The organism is Streptomyces sp. NPDC058579, assembly GCF_042718575.1.
Classification (GTDB): Bacteria; Actinomycetota; Actinomycetes; order Streptomycetales; family Streptomycetaceae; genus Streptomyces.
Map to the genome: position 1 here is coordinate 1 of NZ_JBHXPI010000008.1, position 17,553 is coordinate 17,553.

The 17,553-nt window shown below is 71.0% G+C and carries 15 protein-coding genes and 1 pseudogene; 8 read left to right on the plus strand and 8 right to left on the minus strand.

Annotated features, from left to right (window positions below):
- The coding region (locus tag ACFWRO_RS12960; RefSeq protein WP_384508579.1) for a transglycosylase SLT domain-containing protein at positions 1-275 on the plus strand (275 nt) is incomplete at its 5' end.
- 110 nt (positions 276-385) lie between these two features.
- Here the strand turns inward: ACFWRO_RS12960 and hemG are convergent.
- From hemG to ACFWRO_RS12995, 7 genes are read right to left on the minus strand one after another with little or no spacing between them, the layout of a single operon-like run.
- The gene (gene hemG, locus ACFWRO_RS12965; protein ID WP_384508582.1) at positions 386-1,786 is read right to left on the minus strand and encodes a protoporphyrinogen oxidase; all 1,401 of its coding nucleotides are present in this window, start codon (positions 1,784-1,786) and stop codon (positions 386-388) included.
- Positions 1,774-2,109, minus strand: coding sequence for an SPASM domain-containing protein (locus ACFWRO_RS12970; protein WP_384508585.1), 336 nt, complete (start codon positions 2,107-2,109; stop codon positions 1,774-1,776). Before ACFWRO_RS12970 ends, hemG begins: the two co-directional genes overlap by 13 nt.
- Positions 2,060-2,953, minus strand: a complete 894-nt coding sequence (locus ACFWRO_RS12975; RefSeq protein ID WP_384508588.1) for a radical SAM protein — start codon at positions 2,951-2,953, stop codon at positions 2,060-2,062. The genes ACFWRO_RS12970 and ACFWRO_RS12975 overlap by 50 nt, the downstream gene beginning before the upstream one ends.
- Positions 2,950-3,675 carry a respiratory nitrate reductase subunit gamma gene (gene narI, locus ACFWRO_RS12980; RefSeq protein WP_384509182.1) on the minus strand — a complete coding sequence of 242 codons (726 nt, stop codon included), beginning with the start codon at positions 3,673-3,675 and terminating at the stop codon, positions 2,950-2,952. Before narI ends, ACFWRO_RS12975 begins: the two co-directional genes overlap by 4 nt.
- Positions 3,675-4,301, minus strand: coding sequence for a nitrate reductase molybdenum cofactor assembly chaperone (narJ, locus tag ACFWRO_RS12985; RefSeq protein ID WP_384508591.1), 627 nt, complete (start codon positions 4,299-4,301; stop codon positions 3,675-3,677). Before narJ ends, narI begins: the two co-directional genes overlap by 1 nt.
- Positions 4,298-5,872 (minus strand): nitrate reductase subunit beta, encoded by a 1,575-nt coding sequence (gene narH / locus ACFWRO_RS12990; protein ID WP_384508594.1) that lies wholly within the window; start codon positions 5,870-5,872, stop codon positions 4,298-4,300. Before narH ends, narJ begins: the two co-directional genes overlap by 4 nt.
- Positions 5,872-9,540, minus strand: coding sequence for a nitrate reductase subunit alpha (locus tag ACFWRO_RS12995; protein ID WP_384508597.1), 3,669 nt, complete (start codon positions 9,538-9,540; stop codon positions 5,872-5,874). Before ACFWRO_RS12995 ends, narH begins: the two co-directional genes overlap by 1 nt.
- Before the next feature lie 343 nt (positions 9,541-9,883).
- Between ACFWRO_RS12995 and ACFWRO_RS13000 the strand changes: the two genes are divergently transcribed.
- On the plus strand, positions 9,884-10,636 hold the full coding sequence (locus ACFWRO_RS13000) for a YwiC-like family protein (RefSeq protein ID WP_384508600.1): 753 nt from the start codon (positions 9,884-9,886) through the stop codon (positions 10,634-10,636).
- A gap of 140 nt (positions 10,637-10,776) precedes the next feature.
- The gene (locus tag ACFWRO_RS13005) at positions 10,777-12,486 is read left to right on the plus strand and encodes a nitronate monooxygenase (RefSeq protein WP_384508603.1); all 1,710 of its coding nucleotides are present in this window, start codon (positions 10,777-10,779) and stop codon (positions 12,484-12,486) included.
- Positions 12,487-12,505: 19 nt separating this feature from the next.
- Here ACFWRO_RS13005 and ACFWRO_RS13010 read toward each other — a convergent pair whose 3' ends face one another.
- Positions 12,506-13,075: a DUF6368 family protein gene (locus ACFWRO_RS13010; RefSeq protein WP_384508606.1), complete on the minus strand. Its 570-nt coding sequence runs from the start codon at positions 13,073-13,075 to the stop codon at positions 12,506-12,508.
- 460 nt (positions 13,076-13,535) lie between these two features.
- Between ACFWRO_RS13010 and ACFWRO_RS13015 the strand changes: the two genes are divergently transcribed.
- From ACFWRO_RS13015 to ACFWRO_RS13035, 5 genes and pseudogenes are all read left to right on the plus strand, one after another.
- Positions 13,536-13,913, plus strand: coding sequence for a hypothetical protein (locus tag ACFWRO_RS13015; RefSeq protein WP_384508609.1), 378 nt, complete (start codon positions 13,536-13,538; stop codon positions 13,911-13,913).
- Positions 13,914-13,982: 69 nt separating this feature from the next.
- Positions 13,983-14,063: pseudogene (locus ACFWRO_RS13020) on the plus strand (carbonic anhydrase); the annotation flags it as partial.
- A gap of 89 nt (positions 14,064-14,152) precedes the next feature.
- Positions 14,153-15,655, plus strand: a complete 1,503-nt coding sequence (locus ACFWRO_RS13025) for a SulP family inorganic anion transporter (protein ID WP_384508611.1) — start codon at positions 14,153-14,155, stop codon at positions 15,653-15,655.
- Positions 15,656-15,878: 223 nt separating this feature from the next.
- Positions 15,879-16,415 (plus strand): SRPBCC family protein, encoded by a 537-nt coding sequence (locus ACFWRO_RS13030; protein ID WP_384508614.1) that lies wholly within the window; start codon positions 15,879-15,881, stop codon positions 16,413-16,415.
- Positions 16,415-17,476 carry an LLM class flavin-dependent oxidoreductase gene (locus ACFWRO_RS13035; RefSeq protein ID WP_384508617.1) on the plus strand — a complete coding sequence of 354 codons (1,062 nt, stop codon included), beginning with the start codon at positions 16,415-16,417 and terminating at the stop codon, positions 17,474-17,476. Before ACFWRO_RS13030 ends, ACFWRO_RS13035 begins: the two co-directional genes overlap by 1 nt.
- Positions 17,477-17,553: the final 77 nt, after the last annotated feature.

Genomic DNA, 17,553 nt, shown 5'->3' on the forward strand with positions numbered 1-17,553 from the left:
AGGAGATCGCGAAGAAGATCGTCCCGGCTTCGCAGTACGCGTCGTTCAGCAAGATCGTCAACCACGAGTCCAGCTGGAACCCCTCCGCCACCAACTCCTCCAGCGGCGCCTACGGCCTCGTCCAGGCCCTCCCGGCCTCCAAGATGTCCTCCGCCGGCTCGGACTGGAAGACCAACCCCGCCACCCAGATCAAGTGGGGCCTCAACTACATGAACGAGCGCTACGGCTCCCCCAACGCCGCCTGGGCCTTCTGGCAGGCCAACGGCTGGTACTAAGAGTCACCCACCGACTCCCAGCCGCACCAGCACCACCCGCAGCACCCGCAGCACCCGCAAGGCCCCGCCCTCCCCTCGGAGGAGCGGGGCCCGCCGCGTTTCCGACGACCTCAGTGCCCGACCATCACCACCCGCGCCGCCGTGAAGCCGCTCGCGACGCACGCCGAGACGCCGACCCCGTCGTAGGCGGCGCCGCACACGGCCAGGCCCGGATGCCCGGCGAGGCCGCCCCGGATGCGCCGGACGCGTTCGCTGTGGCCCACGTGGTACTGGGGGAGGCCCCGGTCCCAGCGGGTCACCTCTGTCGCGAGCGGGCTGCCGAGCGGGCCGATCGCCGCGGTCAGGTCCTGCACGGTCACCCGGAGCAGCTGGGTGTCGGTGAGTGACGACACCGTGTCGTTGCCCGCCCGGCCGAGCGACGCGCGCAGGAGGAACAGGTCCGGTGCGGCGTCGGACTGCCAGCTCCACTTCGTGGACAGGAAGGTGGCGCCCTTGACGGCGGCTCCCTCGCCGGGGGGTACGAGGAATCCGTTGCGTTCGGTGAGGGGGCCGGGTGTCGTCCCGTCCCGGCTGAACGCGAGCGTGACCACCGCGCTCGTCGCGTGGTCGATCCCGGCCAGGGCTTCGGCGGCGAGGGGGGCGTGCGGCCGGAGCAGAGGTGCGGCCCCGTGGGCCGGCAGGGCCAGGACCACGGCGTCCGAGTCGAGGGTGAGGAGACCGTCGGCCGTCGCCGCGTGCGTACGCCAACCGCTCGCTCCGCGCGGCTCGCTGTCCAACGCCAGGGCCGTGGTGCCGGTCAGTACCGTGGCGCCCGAAGCCCGCGCGACCTCCTGTGCGAAGTGGCCCAGACCTCCGGCGACGCCCCGTACCGGCGAGGGGCGCGGTGCGTCCCCGCCCGTGGAGAGCTTGCGGCGCAGTGCGGCGAGCAGCGGCTCACCGTCCTGGGCGATCGCGGCCAGCTGGGGCATCACCGAGGCGAGCGACAGGCGGTTCACATCACCTGCGTGGATGCCGCCGAGGAGCGGTGCGATCAGCCGCTCCACCGCCTCCTCGCCCAGTAGGGGCGTCAGATATTCGCCCACAGTCACATCGGCCACATCGGCCGACGTCGTCGGGGGTACGAGCTCCTCGGCGCGGCGCAGTTGTGCCATCCCGTGGTCGGACAGCAGGCCGGAGGCCGCGAGTTCGTCGAGCCGGGTCGGGATGCCCATGACGTGCCCGGGTGGCATGGTGCGCAGGGCGCCACGGCTCCAGACGGTGACCGGCGCGGGCCGTGGTGTGCACAGCGCGTCGGCGAGGCCGACGTCCTCCGCGAGGCGTACCGCCTCGGGCCGCATCGCCGTCATCGACTCCGCGCCGAGATCGACGGGTACGCCGGCGACGCGTCCGGTACGGAGCTTGCCGCCGACCTGGGGCGCGGTGTCGAGCACGACCACGCGGGCGGTGTCGCGCAGGGCCCAGGCCGCGGCGAGGCCGCTGATGCCTCCGCCGATGACGGTCACGGTGCGCATTCCGCGAGCACCTCCTGCAGTTCGGTCTGATGGGGGAAGGTGCCGGGCTCGTAGGCGCACCAAGGATCGGTGGCGAACAGGTCGCCGTGGACGGCGTGCGCACGCGACCGGGAGCCGCCGCACAGCCGGTTGAACTCGCAATTCCCGCAGGCACCCCGCAGGTTCCGCACCTCGCGCAGTGAGGTGAACAGCTCGGAGCTGCGGTAGAGGTCGGTGAGGGGCCGGTCCTTGACGTTTCCGGCCGACACGGGGAGGAAGCCGCTCGGGTGCACCTCACCCGTGTGGGAGACGAAGACGAAGCCGCGTCCCGACGACACGTCCATGGGCGGCCTGCGGACGCCGCGGCGGGGCCCGTCGAAGAGGCGCAGCGGCCCGGGCGGTGAGCCGGCGGTGCAGCGGGCCGAGTGCGGGCCGGGTTCCGCACTGGTCGTGGAGGGTGCGCTGGAGCACGACGCGCCGGAAGTGATGGGCCTCGGTGGTCTTCGTCGCGATGACGGATCCGCAGTCGTAGAGGAAGTGCAGGGAGTCCTCGACCTCCTGCGGGGTCAGCGCGTCCAGGTCGGCTCCGCGGCCGGTGGGCACGAGGAGGAATCCCGACCACAGCATGGCGCCCTCGCGCCGTACGAGGGCCGCGATGTCGGCGAGGTCGTCGAGGCTGTGCCGGGTGAGGGTGGTGTTGATCTGGACCTTCAGGCCCAGTTCCCTGGCGGCCCGCCACGCGTCGATGGTCCACTGGAACACGCCGTCGACACCGCGGAAGGCGTCGTGCCGCGCGGCGTCGGACCCGTCGACCGACAACGACAGGGCGACGGCGCCCGCGTCGCGTACGGCGGCGAGGTTGGCGCGGGTCAGGGTGGGAGTCCCCGAGGGGGACACGGCGATGCGCAGCCCGAGCGAGGTGCCGTAGGAGATCAGCTCGTTGAGGTCCTCCCGCTGGAACGGGTCACCTCCGGTGATCACGAACAGCGGTGCGGGGCGGCCGAATTCGGCGATCTGGAGCATGAGGGCGCGCGCGTCGGCGGCGTCGAGTTCGCGGGGGTCGCGGTCCGGCTGGGCGCTGGCGCGGCAGTGGTGGCAGGCGAGGGGGCACGCCCGGGTCGTCTCCCAGATGACGATGAAGGGTCTCTCCGCGACGCTGTGGCGCGGTGTGCGGATGGCTCGGCTCATGAGACGCGCTCCCATCCCCGCCGCTTCGGGCGCTGGGCCTGCTGCTCCGGGTCGCGGCGCCGGTAGACGACGTACGGCCGGAACAGGTAGCGCACCGGCGCCGTGAACATGTGGACCAGGCGCGAGTACGGGATGAGGGTGATGAGTGCGAAGCCGAAGAGGATGTGCAGCTTGAAGGCGAGCGGGGTGCCGGCCATCAGCGCGTAGTCCGGCTGGAGGACGAACAGGGAGCGGAACCAGACCGAGATGCCCTCGCGGTAGTTGTACTCCCCGGTCGCCCCGACCGAGTTGAGGACGGTGGCGGTCAGGCCGAGCAGCATCGCACCGATCAGGACCGTGTACATCAGGTGGTCGCTGCGCAGCGTCGCGCGGCGCACGCCCGGCACGGTGAGGCGGCGGTAGACGAGGATGCCGATGCCGGCGATCGCCGCTATGCCCGCCAGGGCGCCGGTGCTCACGGCGACGAGGTGGTACAGGTGGTCGTCGACGCCCACGGCGTCGGTCCAGCTCTGCGGGATCAGCAGGCCCACGACATGGCCGACCACGACGAAGGCCATGCCGAAGTGGAACAGCGGCGAGCCGATCCGCAGCAGCCGCGACTCGTGCAGCTGCGAGGAGTGCGTGGTGATGCCGAAGCGGTCGTGGCGTCCCCGCCACACCAGGCCCGCGACGAGCAGGACGAGGACGGTGTAGGGCAGGACTCCCCACAGCAGCAGGTCCATCATGCCGAGGTCCTTTCGGGCAGCCGGGGCCAGGGCAGGTCGACGCCGGGGCCGAGGGGTTCGAGGCCGACGCTCTCGCGAGGCGGCCCCTGACGGGCCAGGGCCTTCGCCTCCTCACGGGTGGCGGGTGAGGGGCCGGGGAGGGTGGCGCTGACCGCCTGCAGGAGGAGCGCGTACGGCGTGCCGTGGTCGGTCAGGGCGAGCCGGAGCAGTTCGAGGCCGGCCCGGTGCTCCTGGAGGAGTGCGGTGCCCGCCTCCTCCTCCAGGGCCGCGAACTCCAGCATCACGGGCAGGAAGTCGGGGAGTTCGCCGCCGTCGAAGTGGTGGCCGCGGTCGCGGTAGGCGCGCTGGACGCGCACCAGGGACAGGCCGCGGTTGCGGGTGTCGCCGTCGGTCCACCACGTCATGTACAGACAGCGGCGGTTGCGGGTGTCGAAGACCGATGTGTAGTGCGCGGCGAGGTCCAGAGGCCGCTCACCCTCCACGAAGGCCAGGAACCGCGCCAGCTCCGGCACCTCCACCTGCGCGGTCAGCTCCCGCAGGAGGGGCAGTTCCCCGTACAGCTGCTCGTCGGGGTGGACCAGCAGCCGGGCGGCAGCGAGCCGGATCCGTGCGTGCGGTGTCATGAGGACCTCCGGGTCCTGGAGAGGTTGAGCAGGACGGGCTCGGCGGGGGCGGAGGCCACGGGGCAGTCGCCGTCGAGAGAATGCGAGTCGTTGAGGGGACGCGAGTCGTCGAGGGGGTGCGAGTCGGCCAGCGGATGCGAGTCGGCCAGCGCGTCCGCGTCGGCGCGCGCCGCGGAGGGGACCACGTAACGGTCCTCGTACTTGGCCACGGCGAGCAGCCGGAACATGTCCTCCAGCTCCTGGCCCGTCAGTCGTGCGGCGGCGGCGATAGCCGGATCGGGCTCCTCGCCCAGGTTGCGGCTGCGCATATGGGCCCGCATCGCGGCCATCCGCCGCAGCACCGCCTCGACCGGGTAGGTGTCCCCGGCCGTGAGGAGTGCGGCCAGGTACTCGACGGGGATGCGCAGGTTGTCGATCGCGCCGAACAGATTGCCCGGGTCCTCGCCGTCGTGACCGGTCGCGGCGACCGCCTCCACCACCGGGGAGAGCGGCGGGACGTACCAGACCATGGGCATGGTGCGGTACTCGGGATGCAGCGGCAGCGCCACCTGGTAGGTGCGGATCAGGTCGAAGACGGGGGAGCGGCGCGCGGCGTCGAGCCAATCGTCGGTGATCCCGCTCGCCCGCGCCGCCTCGGCGACCGCCGGGTCGTGCGGGTCGAGGAAGCACTCCAACTGGGCCGGGTACAGGTCGTGTTCGTCCTCGACGGCGGCGGCTTCGGCGACCTTGTCGGCGTCGTACAGCATCACGCCCAGGTAGCGCATGCGGCCCACGCAGGTCTCGGAGCAGATGGTGGGCATGCCCAGTTCGATGCGCGGGAAGCAGAAGGTGCACTTCTCGGCCTTGCCGGTGGCGTGGTTGAAGTAGACCTTCTTGTACGGGCACGAGCTGACGCACATCCGCCAGCCGCGGCACTGGTCCTGCTCCACCAGGACGATGCCGTCCTCCTCGCGCTTGTACATCGCGCCGGACGGGCAGGCGGAGACGCACGCCGGGTTGAGGCAGTGCTCGCAGATCCGCGGCAGGTAGAACATGAAGCTCTGCTCGAACTCGAAGCGGATCCGCTCGCCGACCTGGTCGCGCACCTGCTCCACGAGCGGGTCCTTCGGCCCGTGCTCGGGGGCGCCGCCGAGGTTGTCGTCCCAGTTGGGGCCCCATTCGATGGTGTCCATCGGCCGGCCCGTCGTCTGTGAGTACGGGCGCGCCACGGGCATGTCGTCGCCTGCCGGGGCGTCGGTCAGGTTCTTGTACTCGTACGTCCAGGGCTCGTAGTAGTCGTCGACCGTCGGCAGGTCCGGGTTGGCGAAGATTGTGCCGAGCCGCTTCAGGCGACCGCCCGCCTTCAGGCGCAGCCGGCCGGAGCGGGTGCGCTCCCAGCCGCCCTTCCACCGTTCCTGGTCCTGCCAGCGGCGCGGATAGCCCTGGCCGGGCAGGGTCTCGACGTTGTTGAACCACACGTACTCGGTGCCGCGCCTGTTGGTCCACGCCTGCTTGCAGGTGACGGAACAGGTGTGGCAGCCGATGCACTTGTCGAGGTTCATGACCATCGCGATCTGTGCGAGGACACGCATCAGTAGTCGACCTCCTGGCTGCGACGGCGGATCACGGTGACCTCGTCACGCTGGTTCCCCGTCGGGCCCAGGTAGTTGAAGGCCCACGACAACTGGGCGTAGCCGCCGATGAGATGGGTGGGCTTGATCATGATCCGGGTGAGGGAGTTGTGGATGCCGCCGCGGCGGCCTGTCTTCTCCGTCTTCGGCACACCGACCGTGCGCTCCTGGGCGTGGTTCATGTAGACGGTGCCGGGCGGCATCTTGTGGGAGACGATCGCGCGGGCCGCGACGACACCGTTGCGGTTGACGGCCTCCACCCACTCGTTGTCCCGGACCCCGATCGCCTCGGCGTCCTGCGGCGACATCCAGACGGTCTGACCGCCGCGGCCGAGCGTCATCATGTACAGGTTGTCCTGGTACTGGGAGTGAATGGCCCACTTGTTGTGCGGGGTGAGGAACCGCACCGCCACCTCACGGCCGTCGGTCACCGAGCCGAGCTCGGGCTCTCCGTACAGCCGGTGCATGTTCAGCGGTGGCTTGTAGACGGGCAGGGCCTCGCCGACCTCGTGCAGCCAGTCGTGGTCGAGGAAGAAGTGCTGGCGGCCTGTGAGCGTGTGCCAGGGCTTGAGGTGCTCGGTGTTGATGGTGAAGGCGGTGTAGCGACGGCCGCCGGACTCGCTGCCGGACCACTCAGGTGAGGTGATGACCGGCACCGGAGCGGCCTGGGTGTCGGCGAAGGTGATGCGCTTGCCCTCGTGCTCGGCGGCCAGGTGCGCCATCTCCTGCCCGGTACGGGCCTCCAGGGTGTGGAAGCCCTGGGTGGCGAGGCGACCGTTCGAGGTGCCGGACAGGCTCAGGATCGCCTCGCAGGCGCGCTGCGCCGTGTCCAGGCGCGGCCGGCCGTCGGCGACGCCGCCGCGCACCGCGCCGTTCTTCGCGCGCAGATGGTCGACCTCCTCGCCGACGTCGAAGGTGACCGCCTTCGTCGTCACGCCGAGGGTGTCGACGAGCGGGCCGAGCGCCGCGAACTTCTCGCCGACCGCGCCGTAGTCGCGCTCCACGACCGTCAGGTTGTACATGGTGCGGCCGGGCACCGGCTCGCACTCGCCGCGCGCCCAGTCGCGGGCGACGCCACCTGGCTGCGCCATCTCCCCGCCCGCGGTGTCGTGTTGGAGAGCGGTGGCGACCAGGTCCTTGCGCACGCCGAGGTGCTCGCGCGCCAGGTCGCTGAAGCGCCGGGCGATCGTCAGGAACGCGTCGTAGTCGGTACGGGCCTGCCAGGGCGGGTCGATGGCGGGCGTGAACGCGTGCAGGAAGGGGTGCATGTCGGTGGACGACAGGTCGTGCTTCTCGTACCAGGTGGCCGCCGGCAGGATCACGTCCGAAAGCAGCGTCGTCGACGTCATCCGGAAGTCGAGCGAGAGCAGCAGGTCGAGCTTGCCCTCGACGTCCTCGTCCCGCCACCGGATGTCGCGAGGGCTGCAACGAGGGCCGTCCGCAGGCAGGTTGGAGTGCGTTCCAAGGAGGTGCTTCAGGAAGTACTCGTTGCCCTTGGAACTGGAGCCGAACAGGTTGGCCCGCCACACGGTCATCACACGAGGCCAGTTCTCCGGGGCGTCCGGGTCCTCGGCGGCGACCTTCAGCGTGCCCGCCTTCAGCTCCCGCACGGCGTCCGCGACGGGGTCCTCACCCGCGCCGAGCTCCAGGGGATTGCGGTCGAACGTGGGGTACGAGGGCATCCACCCCATGCGCGCCGACGCGGCGAGGCAGTCCGCGCCCGTCATCCCCGCGAAGCGCCCCTCGCCCGTCTGCGCGGCCAGGGACTCGGCGGGCAGGGTGTCGTAGCGCCACTGCCCGGTGTGCAGGTAGAACCAGCCCGCGCCGATCATCTGGCGCGGCGGACGCGACCAGTCGGAGGCGGCGGCGAGGGTCGCCCAGCCGGTGACGGGGCGGCACTTCTCCTGGCCGACGTAGTGGCCCCAGCCACCGCCGTTGCGCCCCTGGCACCCGGTGAGGGTGAGGAGGGCAAGGAAGGCGCGGTAGATGGTCTCCGAGTGGAACCAGTGATTGGTGCCGGCGCCCATCAGGATCATGCAGCGGCCGTTCGACCGCTCCGCCGTGTCGGCGAACTCGCGCGCCACGCGCACGGCCTGGGCGGCGGGCACGGAGGTCAGCGTCTCCTGCCAGCCGGGGGTGCCGGGCGTCGTCGCGTCCTCGTACGAGGTGGGCCAGTGCCCCGGAAGACCCGGGCGGCCGACCGCGTACTGGGCGAGCATCAGGTCGAACACTGTCGTGACGAGCCGGCCACCGACGCGGCGCACGGGCACACCACGTGTCACGGTGCCGGGCGCGCCCTCCTCGAAGCGGGGGAGGACGACTTCGGCGCGGTCACCTTCGGCGCCGTCGCCGCCGTCCTCGTACAGACTCAGCCGGGGCACGACATCGCCGAGGTCGAGGTTCCACTCGGGCTTGTCGCCGTCGCTCCAGCGGTGGCCCAGCGTCCCGTTGGGGACCGTCGGCTCTCCGGTGGCGTCGTCGAGGAGGACGGGCTTCCACTCAGCGTTCTCGACGTCCTGGCCGAGGTCGGCGGCGTTGAGGAACTTGTCAGGGACGAGACCGGAGTCCGATTCCCTGAGGGTGACGAGGAACGGCAGATCGGTGTACCGGCGCACGTAGTCGGTGAAGAACGGCGTCTGCCGGTCGACGAAGAACTCCTTGAGGACCACATGCCCCATGGCCAGCGCGAGCGCGCCGTCGGTTCCGGGATGCGGGTGCATCCACTCGTCGGCGAACTTGGTGTTGTCCGCGTAGTCGGGGGACACGGCGACGACCTTCTGGCCGCGGTAGCGCGCCTCGGTCATCCAGTGGGCGTCCGGGGTCCGCGTGACGGGAACGTTCGAGCCCCACATCATCAGATACGCCGCGTCCCACCAGTCACCCGACTCCGGTACGTCGGTCTGGTCGCCGAACACCTGAGGTGAGGCGACCGGGAGGTCGGCGTACCAGTCGTAGAACGACAGCATCGGCGCGCCGATCAGCGAGTGGAAGCGGGCGCCGGCCGCGTGCGAGGCCATCGACATCGCGGGGATCGGCGAGAAGCCGGCGACGCGGTCGGGCCCGTGCCGCTTGATGGTGTGGACGTGCGCGGCCGCGACGATCTCCACGGCCTCGTCCCAACTCGCCCGCACCAGGCCGCCCTTGCCCCGCGCCTTCTGGTAACGGCGGCGCCGCTCGGGGTCGTTCTGGATGTCCGCCCAGGCGAGCACGGGATCCTTCAGACGCCTCTTCGCCTCGCGGTACATCTCCAACAGGGCACCGCGCACGTACGGATAGCGCACGCGGGTCGGCGAGTACGTGTACCAGGAGAAGGAAGCGCCACGCGGGCAGCCGCGGGGCTCGTACTCCGGACTGTCCGGCCCGACGCTCGGATAGTCCGTGGCCTGCGTCTCCCAGGTGATGATGCCGTCCTTGACGTACACCTTCCAACGGCACGAGCCGGTGCAGTTCACACCGTGCGTCGAGTGCACGACCTTGTCGTGGCTCCAGCGGTCCCGGTAGAACGACTCGCCTTCACGGCCGCCGGTGCGCGTCACCGTCCGCAGGTCGTCCGAGACCGTGTCGCGGCTGAAGAACCGTCCGGCCTTGATCAGGAGGTCGGCGGGGTCACCGCCCTGCTTCTTCTGCAACGGGACTCCTCATGAGCATGTGCGAATGCGCCTGGGTCGTGCTCGACGGGCATGAGCGCCGCAAGGACCACGATCTAGTGAGCCTATGAGCGGCATGTGAGGGGTTTTGCCGCCATTGGTCCCGTCACCCCGGGCCCAATGGAGGAACCTTCCGGGCCCGGGGGCGTACGGAAGCCGCCTGATGGGACCCCGGTCACCTCACCGGCAGGACCTTCGCCCCTCGACGGCGGGCCAACAGCACCTGCACGCCGCACGGCCGACCAGTCAGCCTGAGACGCAGCGCCCGTACGACTGTGAGGGTTCGGCACGGCGCATCGACAACGCACCTGATGGGATGGACTGGATGGCTTCGCGTGCCCTGCGCCGATGGCTCCCCCAACAGCACGGCGCCTGGGCGATGCTGCTCGTGCCGCTCCTCGCGGGGACGCTGATGGCAGAGCCGAGCCCCTGGCACGCCGTGCTGCTGGCCGCGTGGCTGCTGACGTACATGGCCCTCTTCCACGCCCAGCAGTGGCTGCGCCTGCGCCGCCACTCCCGCAACCCCCGGGCCGCCGGCCGCCATACACGCCCCGCCCTCGTCTTCGGGGCGACCCTGGCGCCTTTCGCGGCAGCACTCGTCGTCCACGCACCCTGGCTGCTGCTGGCCGCCGCCTGTGCTCTGCCGTTCCTCGCGGTCAACTGCTGGTACGCGCGGGCCAACCGTGAGCGAGCGTTGGTCAACGGGCTCGTCGCGGTGGTGCCCGCGTGCGGAGTGCTGCCGGTCGCGGTGCTGCTGGGCGGGGGAACGTGGGGGCAGGCAGGCCTTCCCGCACTGGCCTGCCTGCTCTACTTCACCGGGACCGTCTGGTACGTGAAGACGATGATCCGCGAGCGCGACAGCAGGGCGTACGGATGGGCGTCGGCCCTCTTCCACGTCGCAGTGCTCGCGGTGGCCTCGCTCTGCCTCTCACCCTGGCTCACGGCCTTCTTCGCCCTCTGCCTCGCCAGGGCGCTGGTGATGCCGCGGCTCGGAAGGATGAGGCCGGCGGTGGTGGGGGCCGTGGAGGTGGTGCTGTCCGTACTGCTGCTGATCGCGGTGGTGGTCGCGTACGGATAGGGCCTCTGGCGGCCCCGAGGGCCATTGGTCCCGCCCAGTGGGGCCGTTCGACGCCCATGCTCCTCCCCTCATATGCCGAACAATGAGGAGAGGAGAACCTACGGTTCCGTAGGTTACGAGTCGAGAGCGATGAGAGCCCCATGCCGACGACGAACACAGCACTGCCCCAGGTCATCCAAGGCGGCATGGGGGTGGGTGTCTCCGGCTGGCAGCTCGCGCGCGCCGTCTCCCGTACGGGACAGCTCGGCGTCGTCTCCGGCACCGCGCTCGGCGCCGTCCTGGCCCGCAGGCTCCAGCTCGGCGACGCCGGCGGCGACGTCCGCCGCGCGCTGGCCGCCTTCCCGGTGCCCGCCCTCGCGGCGGCCGTCCTGGAGCGCTACTACGTACCCGGAGGCCTCGCCGACGGGGAACGCTTCCTCACGGAGCCGATGCTGCGCGTCGAACGCGGTGAGGCGGCCGACCTGCTCACCGTGATCGGTAACTTCGTCGAGGTGTGGCTTGCCAAGGAGGGCCACGACGGACTCGTCGGCGTGAACTACCTGGAGAAGATCCAACTCGCCCTCGCACCCGCGTTGTTCGGCGCCATCCTCGCCGGCGTCGACCACGTGCTCGTCGGCGCCGGTGTCCCCGGGCACATTCCCGACCTCGCCACGCGGCTGTCGCGCGCCGAGCCCGTGACGGTGAAGATCGCGGTCGACGGGGACGAAGCGGCGTACGAGCACCGCTTCGACCCGCGAGCGCTGCTGTCGACGGAACTGTCGGCTCCGGCGGCCGAGTCCGAGTCCGAGTGCGGCGGTGGCGGTGGCGACGGGCCGTGCGAGTGCGGGGGTGCCGGCAAGGTGCGCAAGGGCGAGGACCGCCGCGTGCAGGAGGTGGAAATCGGCGCGCGACCGACACCTGCCGGGGCCGTCGGCACGGATGTGGCGGCCGGCGGTCTGGGCGGGGATGTGGCGGCCGGGAACCCAGGCGCGGACGTGGCGGTGGCCGGGAACCCAGGCGCGGAAGTGGTGGCCGGGAGCCTAGGCGCGGACGTGGTGGCGGGGCTCAAGCGCCCCGACGTGCTCGCCATCGTCTCGCTGCCCGTCCTCGCCTCGTACCTCGCCCGTGACGAGGCCACCAAGCCCGACGGCTTCGTCATCGAAACCCACGGTGCCGGCGGCCACAGCGCCCCGCCGCGAGGTGCGCTCACGCTGGACGACGACGGCAACCCGATCTACGGCCCGCGCGACATGCCCGACCTCGCCAAGATGAGCGCGCTAGGCATCCCGTACTGGCTCGCGGGTGGTGTCGCCCACCCCGAGCGGCTCGCCGCGGCGCGCGCGGCGGGTGCGGCGGGGGTGCAGGTCGGCAGCGCCTTCGCCCTGTGCGAGGACTCCGGCATGACGGCGGAACTGCGTACGGAGGTCACGTCCCGTGCGCGGCAGGGCGCGTTGAAGGTACGCAACAACCCGTCCGCGTCCCCGACCGCCTTCCCCTTCAAGGTGGCCGACTTGCCGGGCACCCTCTCCGAACCCACGGTGGCGGAGAACCGCCGCCGCGTCTGCGACCTCGCCTACCTCCGTACGCCCTATCGCACCCCCAAGGGCGGCATCGGCTACCGCTGCCCCGCCGAGCCCGAGGCCGCATACGCCCGCAAGGGCGGCGACCCCGCGACCACCGACGGCAAGCTCTGCCTGTGCAACGGCCTCCTCGCCACGATAGGCCTCGGCCAACGCCGCCCGGGCGGCACGGTCGAGCCCCCGGTCGTCACCCTCGGCCAGGACCTCGACTTCCTGAACGACCTCAGCGCTCACGGCGAGGCGTATACGGCGTCGGACGTCGTGGAGTGGCTGGTCGGCGCGCGCAGTTGAGCAGGGGCAGCTACCGTCGCTACTTGATCATGCGGAATTCGGGGTGGCCGAGCCAAGCCCTCAGGAAGTTCCCGTCGCCGACGTGGCTGTACCAGCAGCCACCGCCGTAGGCGGCGTAGGGCATCTCCCAGACGCGGCCCGGCAGCGAGGACACCAGAGCCCGGGCCTCCGCAAGGCGTACGGCCTCCTCCTCGGCATCGACGTCGTGGAGGGAGAAGCGGTACCCGAGCATGCCGCAGAAGTCGATCAGCGCGTCGAAAAGGTCGGCCAGAGCCAGAGCGAGGTGCCCCAGGACCAGGTGGTTCTCCCGCCCTGAGCAGTAGGAGAGCAGCCCCAGTTCGGCAACGGGTGGCCTGGCGAGCCCGGGGAACCCCAGCTCTTGGTAGTCCTCCAGAGATTCCGGACCAAGATGAAACGGTCCGGGCGGTCCGTCCAGCTCCCCAAGTCCGATCGCCGCAGGCCGAATGACGTGGAACTCAAGCGATTCGTCGTTCTCCACCCGCACTTCACAGAAGCTCTCCAGCCACGGGAGGACATCGAGGGCACTGCGCTGCTCCATCAGCCACAGCCCTACCGAAGGCCCACCCATCGCATCCTCCTCAACACGGCAATGTGCTGCTCAGCGTGATGCCCGGGCAGCAGATCCACCACTGGTTTTCACCGGGTCCGGCGGTGTGCGGCGTACGGATACGCGGTGGCGTCCATCGACGCCGCCGGGTGCGGTGACCGGGCTCGTTCCGGTGCCGGCGAGCGGGCCCGTGCCGGTCACCATTCACCGGCACCCCGTGGTTTCGAGGTGGACGACGGCAACCGGTTCTTCGGCCGGCACCTGAAGTGAGGCCGGGCTCGACCTGACGGACTCTCGGGCGTGGCCCGCCTCCGACGCTGCCGTTCGCGTCAACATCAGGCTGATTCCATTCGAAAACCTTCGTACGGCGTGGGTGTTGCGCCGTGCCCTCCACGTGGGCGCATTACTCTTCGTTGACTCGCCCTTGGGCTTGCTTTGGCGAAGTCTGAGGATGGTGTGACCGTAGGGAGGAGCGTTCGCGATGTCGTCCTGCCGCGCGTCCGTGGCCCTGCGCGCGACCCTCCTTCTCGTCCTCGCCCTCCTCGGCGGTACATGGGTCCTGCCTACCCACGCCGCCGGGCTCGCGGCGCCCCAGCTCCAGCAGGCCACGCCAGCCGCGGCGTACGAGGCCGCGCATGCCGGGGGCGGCGAGGTCGAGGCCCCCAGGGGCTCCGTCCTCCACCGCGACCGGCGGCGGGCCGTCACCGCGCCCGCAGGCCCTCCCGGCCCGCCGCCGCTCGTCACCCGCACCGCCCCGGCGCTCACGGACCCGTCGGCCGGCCGCACCGGCGGCCCGGACGCCCGGCCGAGACCGCTCGCCGCCCACGATTCCTCCGCCCTCCAGGTCTTCCTCTGCTGACAGGCGGCACCACCCTGCGCCGACCTGTCAGCCCGACGCGCCCCCACGGCGCGCCAGGAGGAATCATTCATGCAGCCCCTCATCGACAACGCCCGCCGATTCGGACAGCGCCCTGAGGAGTTCGCCCCGCGCGCCGCGGGCCAGTCCCCGACCGATACCGCCCCCACCGAGTACGTCGTCCTCCTGGGGTACCGCTCCGAGGCCGACGCCTTCGAGGCGCTGTGAGGAGGGGCGTCCGGATGCCGCGCCCCTCCTCCTTCCCGTTCACCTTGCCCTTCCTGCGGCAGGACTTCGCCGCCTCGCTCGTCGTCTTCCTCGTCGCCCTCCCGCTCTGCCTCGGCGTCGCCGTCGCCTCGGGCGTCCCCGCCGAACTTGGCCTCATCACCGGCATCGTCGGCGGAATCGTCACCGGCCTCATGCGGGGCAGCAGCCTCCAGGTCTCCGGCCCGGCCGCCGGCCTGACCGTGCTCGTCCTCGAGGCGGTCCGGGCCTTCGGCCTCCCCGCGCTCGGAGTCATCGTGCTGGTGGCCGGTCTGCTGCAGATCGCCATGGGCCTGCTCCGGTGGGGCCGCTGGTTCCGCGCGATCTCCCTCTCCGTCGTCGAGGGCATGCTCGCGGGCATCGGCCTGGTCATCATCGCCGGGCAGCTCTACGCGGCGGCGGGCCTGCCCGCCCCGGACTCCGGTCTCGACAAGCTCACCGGCCTGCCGGGCGCCCTGGTCGATGCGCTGGGCAGCCGTACGGCCCTCGTGTCGCTCGCCCTCGGGGTCGGCACCGTCCTCGTCATCGTCGGCTGGCGGCGGATGCCGCGCCGGGCCCGGGCGGTGCCCGGCGCCCTGGTGGCGGTCCTGCTTGCCGCCCTCGCGGCCGCCGTGTTCGGCCTCCCGGTGGAGACCGTGCGGGTGAGCGGCGTACTGGAGGCTGTCCACCTGCCGGGCGCCGAAGCCCTCTCGTCCCTCGCCGATCCCGCCCTCCTCGGCACAGTCCTCGCGTTCGCCCTGATCGCCTCCGCCGAGTCGCTGTTCAGCGCGGCGGCGGTCGACCGGCTCCACTCGGGACCGCGAACGGACTACGACAAGGAGCTCGTCGCCCAGGGCTCGGGCAACGCGCTGTGCGGCCTGCTCGGCGCCCTGCCGCTCACCGCCGTCATCGTGCGCAGCTCGGCCAACGCGGAGGCCGGTGCCCGTACGAAGGCGTCCCGAGTCCTGCACGGCGTCTGGCTGTTGCTCTTCGTCGCCCTGCTGCCCGCCGTCCTCGCGTACATCCCGCTGGCCGCGCTGGCCGGGATCCTCGTGCACGCCGGCTGGAAACTCATCCCGTTCAAGGGGGTCCTGACACTCTGGCACCGTCACCGGGGTGAGGCCGTCGTCCTCGTGGCGACGGCGTCGGCAATCGTCGCGGTCGGCATGTTCGAGGGCGTCCTGATCGGCCTCGTCCTGTCGGTCGCGAAGGCTGCCTGGGAAGCTTCGCACCTGCGGATCGAGCACAGCGACGACGGGCGCGGCTCGGTACGCGTACGGCTCCAGGGGACCGTCACCTTCCTTCGGCTGCCCCAGATACTCGACAGCCTGGAAGCCCTTCCGACCGACCGCCGGGTGGTCCTCGACCTCTCCGGGGTCCACCACCTCGACCACGCCTGCCGGGCGGCGCTCGTGACGTGGGCCGAACGACACAGCGGCGCCGACGCCGAGGCCGTCCGCGCCGAAGGCGCGTCCGCAGGCTCGGTGAGCAGCCCGCACTGAAACCGGAGGACGAACGGGGGCGACGCGCGCCGCGTCGCCCCCGTTCGCTGTCCTCTTCATGTCTTCGGTAAGCGAATGACCAGAACAGTTGCGTAGATAGACTCACTAGTCGATGCTGGGCGCCGTGGACTTCCCCCGAAGCGCTTCGCGCCCGCCGGCGAGCAGTTCGAACTCGCCCGGCCCGCAAAGCGGTTCAACTCCGGAACGAGGAGGCAGCAAGGCCATGGAGTGGACAGGCGCACGCTACGCGGACAAGCCGACCGTCGAGGTGCCGATCTGGATCGCCGCCCCGCCGGAACGGGTTTGGGAGTTGGTCTCCGACATCGAGCTGATGCCGCGCCTGAGCGTGGAGCTGCAGTCCGTGCAGTGGCTGGACGGCGGAACGCAACCCGCGCCTGGGGCCCGCTTCCTGGGCTGCAGCAGGCACGAGGCGCTGGGTGAATGGGCCACCACCTCCCGCGTCGTGGAGTGCGAGCCGCCCAGGGTGTTCGCCTGGGCGGTCGAGGGCTTGCCCGACGACCCCGAACAACCGGCGGCCATCTGGCGGTTCACCCTCCAACCCGAGGACGGCGGAACGCTGTTGCGGCAGTGGATGCAGCTGGGACCGGGCCGCTCCGGTCTGTCCGTCGCGATCGACCGCATGCCGGAGAAGGAACAGAAGATCGTCTTCGTGCGGATGCGCGAGTTCGAGACCAATATCGGCGCCACCCTCACGGCGATCAAGCAGCTTGCGGAAGAGTCCGGAAAGGCGGATGTGTGATGCGTACGTCGACCACGGTCGAGGCGTCCGGGGCCAACTGGCAGGAGACGGTGGACTTCGTCACCGAGGCGGAGATGCTGGGCCTGGACATCTGCTGGGTGGCGGAGGCCTGGGGCGCGGAGGCGCCGTCGCCGTTGGGGTATCTCGCCGCCAAGACGGAGCGCATGCTCCTCGGCTCCGGGATCATCCAGCTCGCCACCCGTACACCGATGGCCATCGCCCGCGCGGCGATCACCCTGTCGCAGATCTCCCAGGGACGCTTCCTCCTGGGGCTCGGCCCGTCCGGCCCGCAGGTGATCGAAGGGCTGCACGGCGTGCCCTTCGACAGGCCGTTGTCACGGATGCGGGAGACCGTCGAGATCGTGCGGCAGGCGGCTGCGGGGGAGAAAGTCTCGTACTCCGGGCGGGAGTTCACGATCCCGTTGCCCGGCGGGGATGCCAAGCCCATGCGCCTGGGCGTCCGCTCCGAGCACCGCATCCCGATCCATCTGGCGACCCTTTCGCCGAAGATGCTGCACCTGACCGGCGAGATCGCCGACGGCTGGCTGGGTACGAGCTTTGTGCCCGAGGGTGCCAAGGAGGCCTACTTCGACCACCTGGACGCGGGCCTCACCGCCTCCGGCCGCTCACGCGCGGACCTCGACATCTGCCAGGGCGCCGAGGTGGCCTTCGCCGAGGACGAGGACGCGCTGCGGGCGATGGTGGCCGGCCGGAAGAAGGAACTGGCCTTCAGCCTCGGCGGCATGGGCTCCGCGAGCACCAACTTCTACAACAACGCGTACAGCCGCCAGGGTTGGGCCGACGTCGCCGCCGAGGTCCGCGAACGCTGGCAGGCCGGCGACCGGGACGGGGCGGCCGACCTGGTCACCGACGACATGGTTCTGGCCACCACGCTCATCGGCACCGAGGACATGGTGAGGGACCGGCTGCGCGTGTGGCGCGACGCCGGCGTCGACACCATCCGCTTCTACCCCGCCGGCGAGACCCTGGAAGCCCGGCTGAACACCCTGGGCCGAGCGCTCGACCTGGTACGCGCGATGGAAGGGGATGAGGGCCGATAGGCCGAAGGATCGAGTGGGCTCCAGCGGGGCGGACCGAGTTCAGGAACGTGCGCGACCTGCTGAGTCCAACGATGAGA

What these genes read in the sequence shown, in the direction of transcription:
- hemG (WP_384508582.1), bottom strand. Translation starts at nt 1,786, where the DNA reads ATGCGCACCGTGACCGTCATCGGCGGAGGCATCAGCGGCCTCGCCGCG.
- ACFWRO_RS13025 (WP_384508611.1), top strand. Translation starts at nt 14,153, where the DNA reads ATGCCGCGCCCCTCCTCCTTCCCGTTCACCTTGCCCTTCCTGCGGCAG.
- narI (WP_384509182.1), bottom strand. Translation starts at nt 3,675, where the DNA reads ATGGACCTGCTGCTGTGGGGAGTCCTGCCCTACACCGTCCTCGTCCTG.
- ACFWRO_RS13030 (WP_384508614.1), top strand. Translation starts at nt 15,879, where the DNA reads ATGGAGTGGACAGGCGCACGCTACGCGGACAAGCCGACCGTCGAGGTG.
- ACFWRO_RS13015 (WP_384508609.1), top strand. Translation starts at nt 13,536, where the DNA reads ATGTCGTCCTGCCGCGCGTCCGTGGCCCTGCGCGCGACCCTCCTTCTC.
- ACFWRO_RS12970 (WP_384508585.1), bottom strand. Translation starts at nt 2,109, where the DNA reads ATGGACGTGTCGTCGGGACGCGGCTTCGTCTTCGTCTCCCACACGGGT.
- narJ (WP_384508591.1), bottom strand. Translation starts at nt 4,301, where the DNA reads ATGACACCGCACGCACGGATCCGGCTCGCTGCCGCCCGGCTGCTGGTC.
- ACFWRO_RS12975 (WP_384508588.1), bottom strand. Translation starts at nt 2,953, where the DNA reads ATGAGCCGAGCCATCCGCACACCGCGCCACAGCGTCGCGGAGAGACCC.
- ACFWRO_RS13000 (WP_384508600.1), top strand. Translation starts at nt 9,884, where the DNA reads ATGGCTTCGCGTGCCCTGCGCCGATGGCTCCCCCAACAGCACGGCGCC.
- narH (WP_384508594.1), bottom strand. Translation starts at nt 5,872, where the DNA reads ATGCGTGTCCTCGCACAGATCGCGATGGTCATGAACCTCGACAAGTGC.
- ACFWRO_RS13010 (WP_384508606.1), bottom strand. Translation starts at nt 13,075, where the DNA reads ATGGGTGGGCCTTCGGTAGGGCTGTGGCTGATGGAGCAGCGCAGTGCC.
- ACFWRO_RS13005 (WP_384508603.1), top strand. Translation starts at nt 10,777, where the DNA reads ATGCCGACGACGAACACAGCACTGCCCCAGGTCATCCAAGGCGGCATG.
- ACFWRO_RS13035 (WP_384508617.1), top strand. Translation starts at nt 16,415, where the DNA reads ATGCGTACGTCGACCACGGTCGAGGCGTCCGGGGCCAACTGGCAGGAG.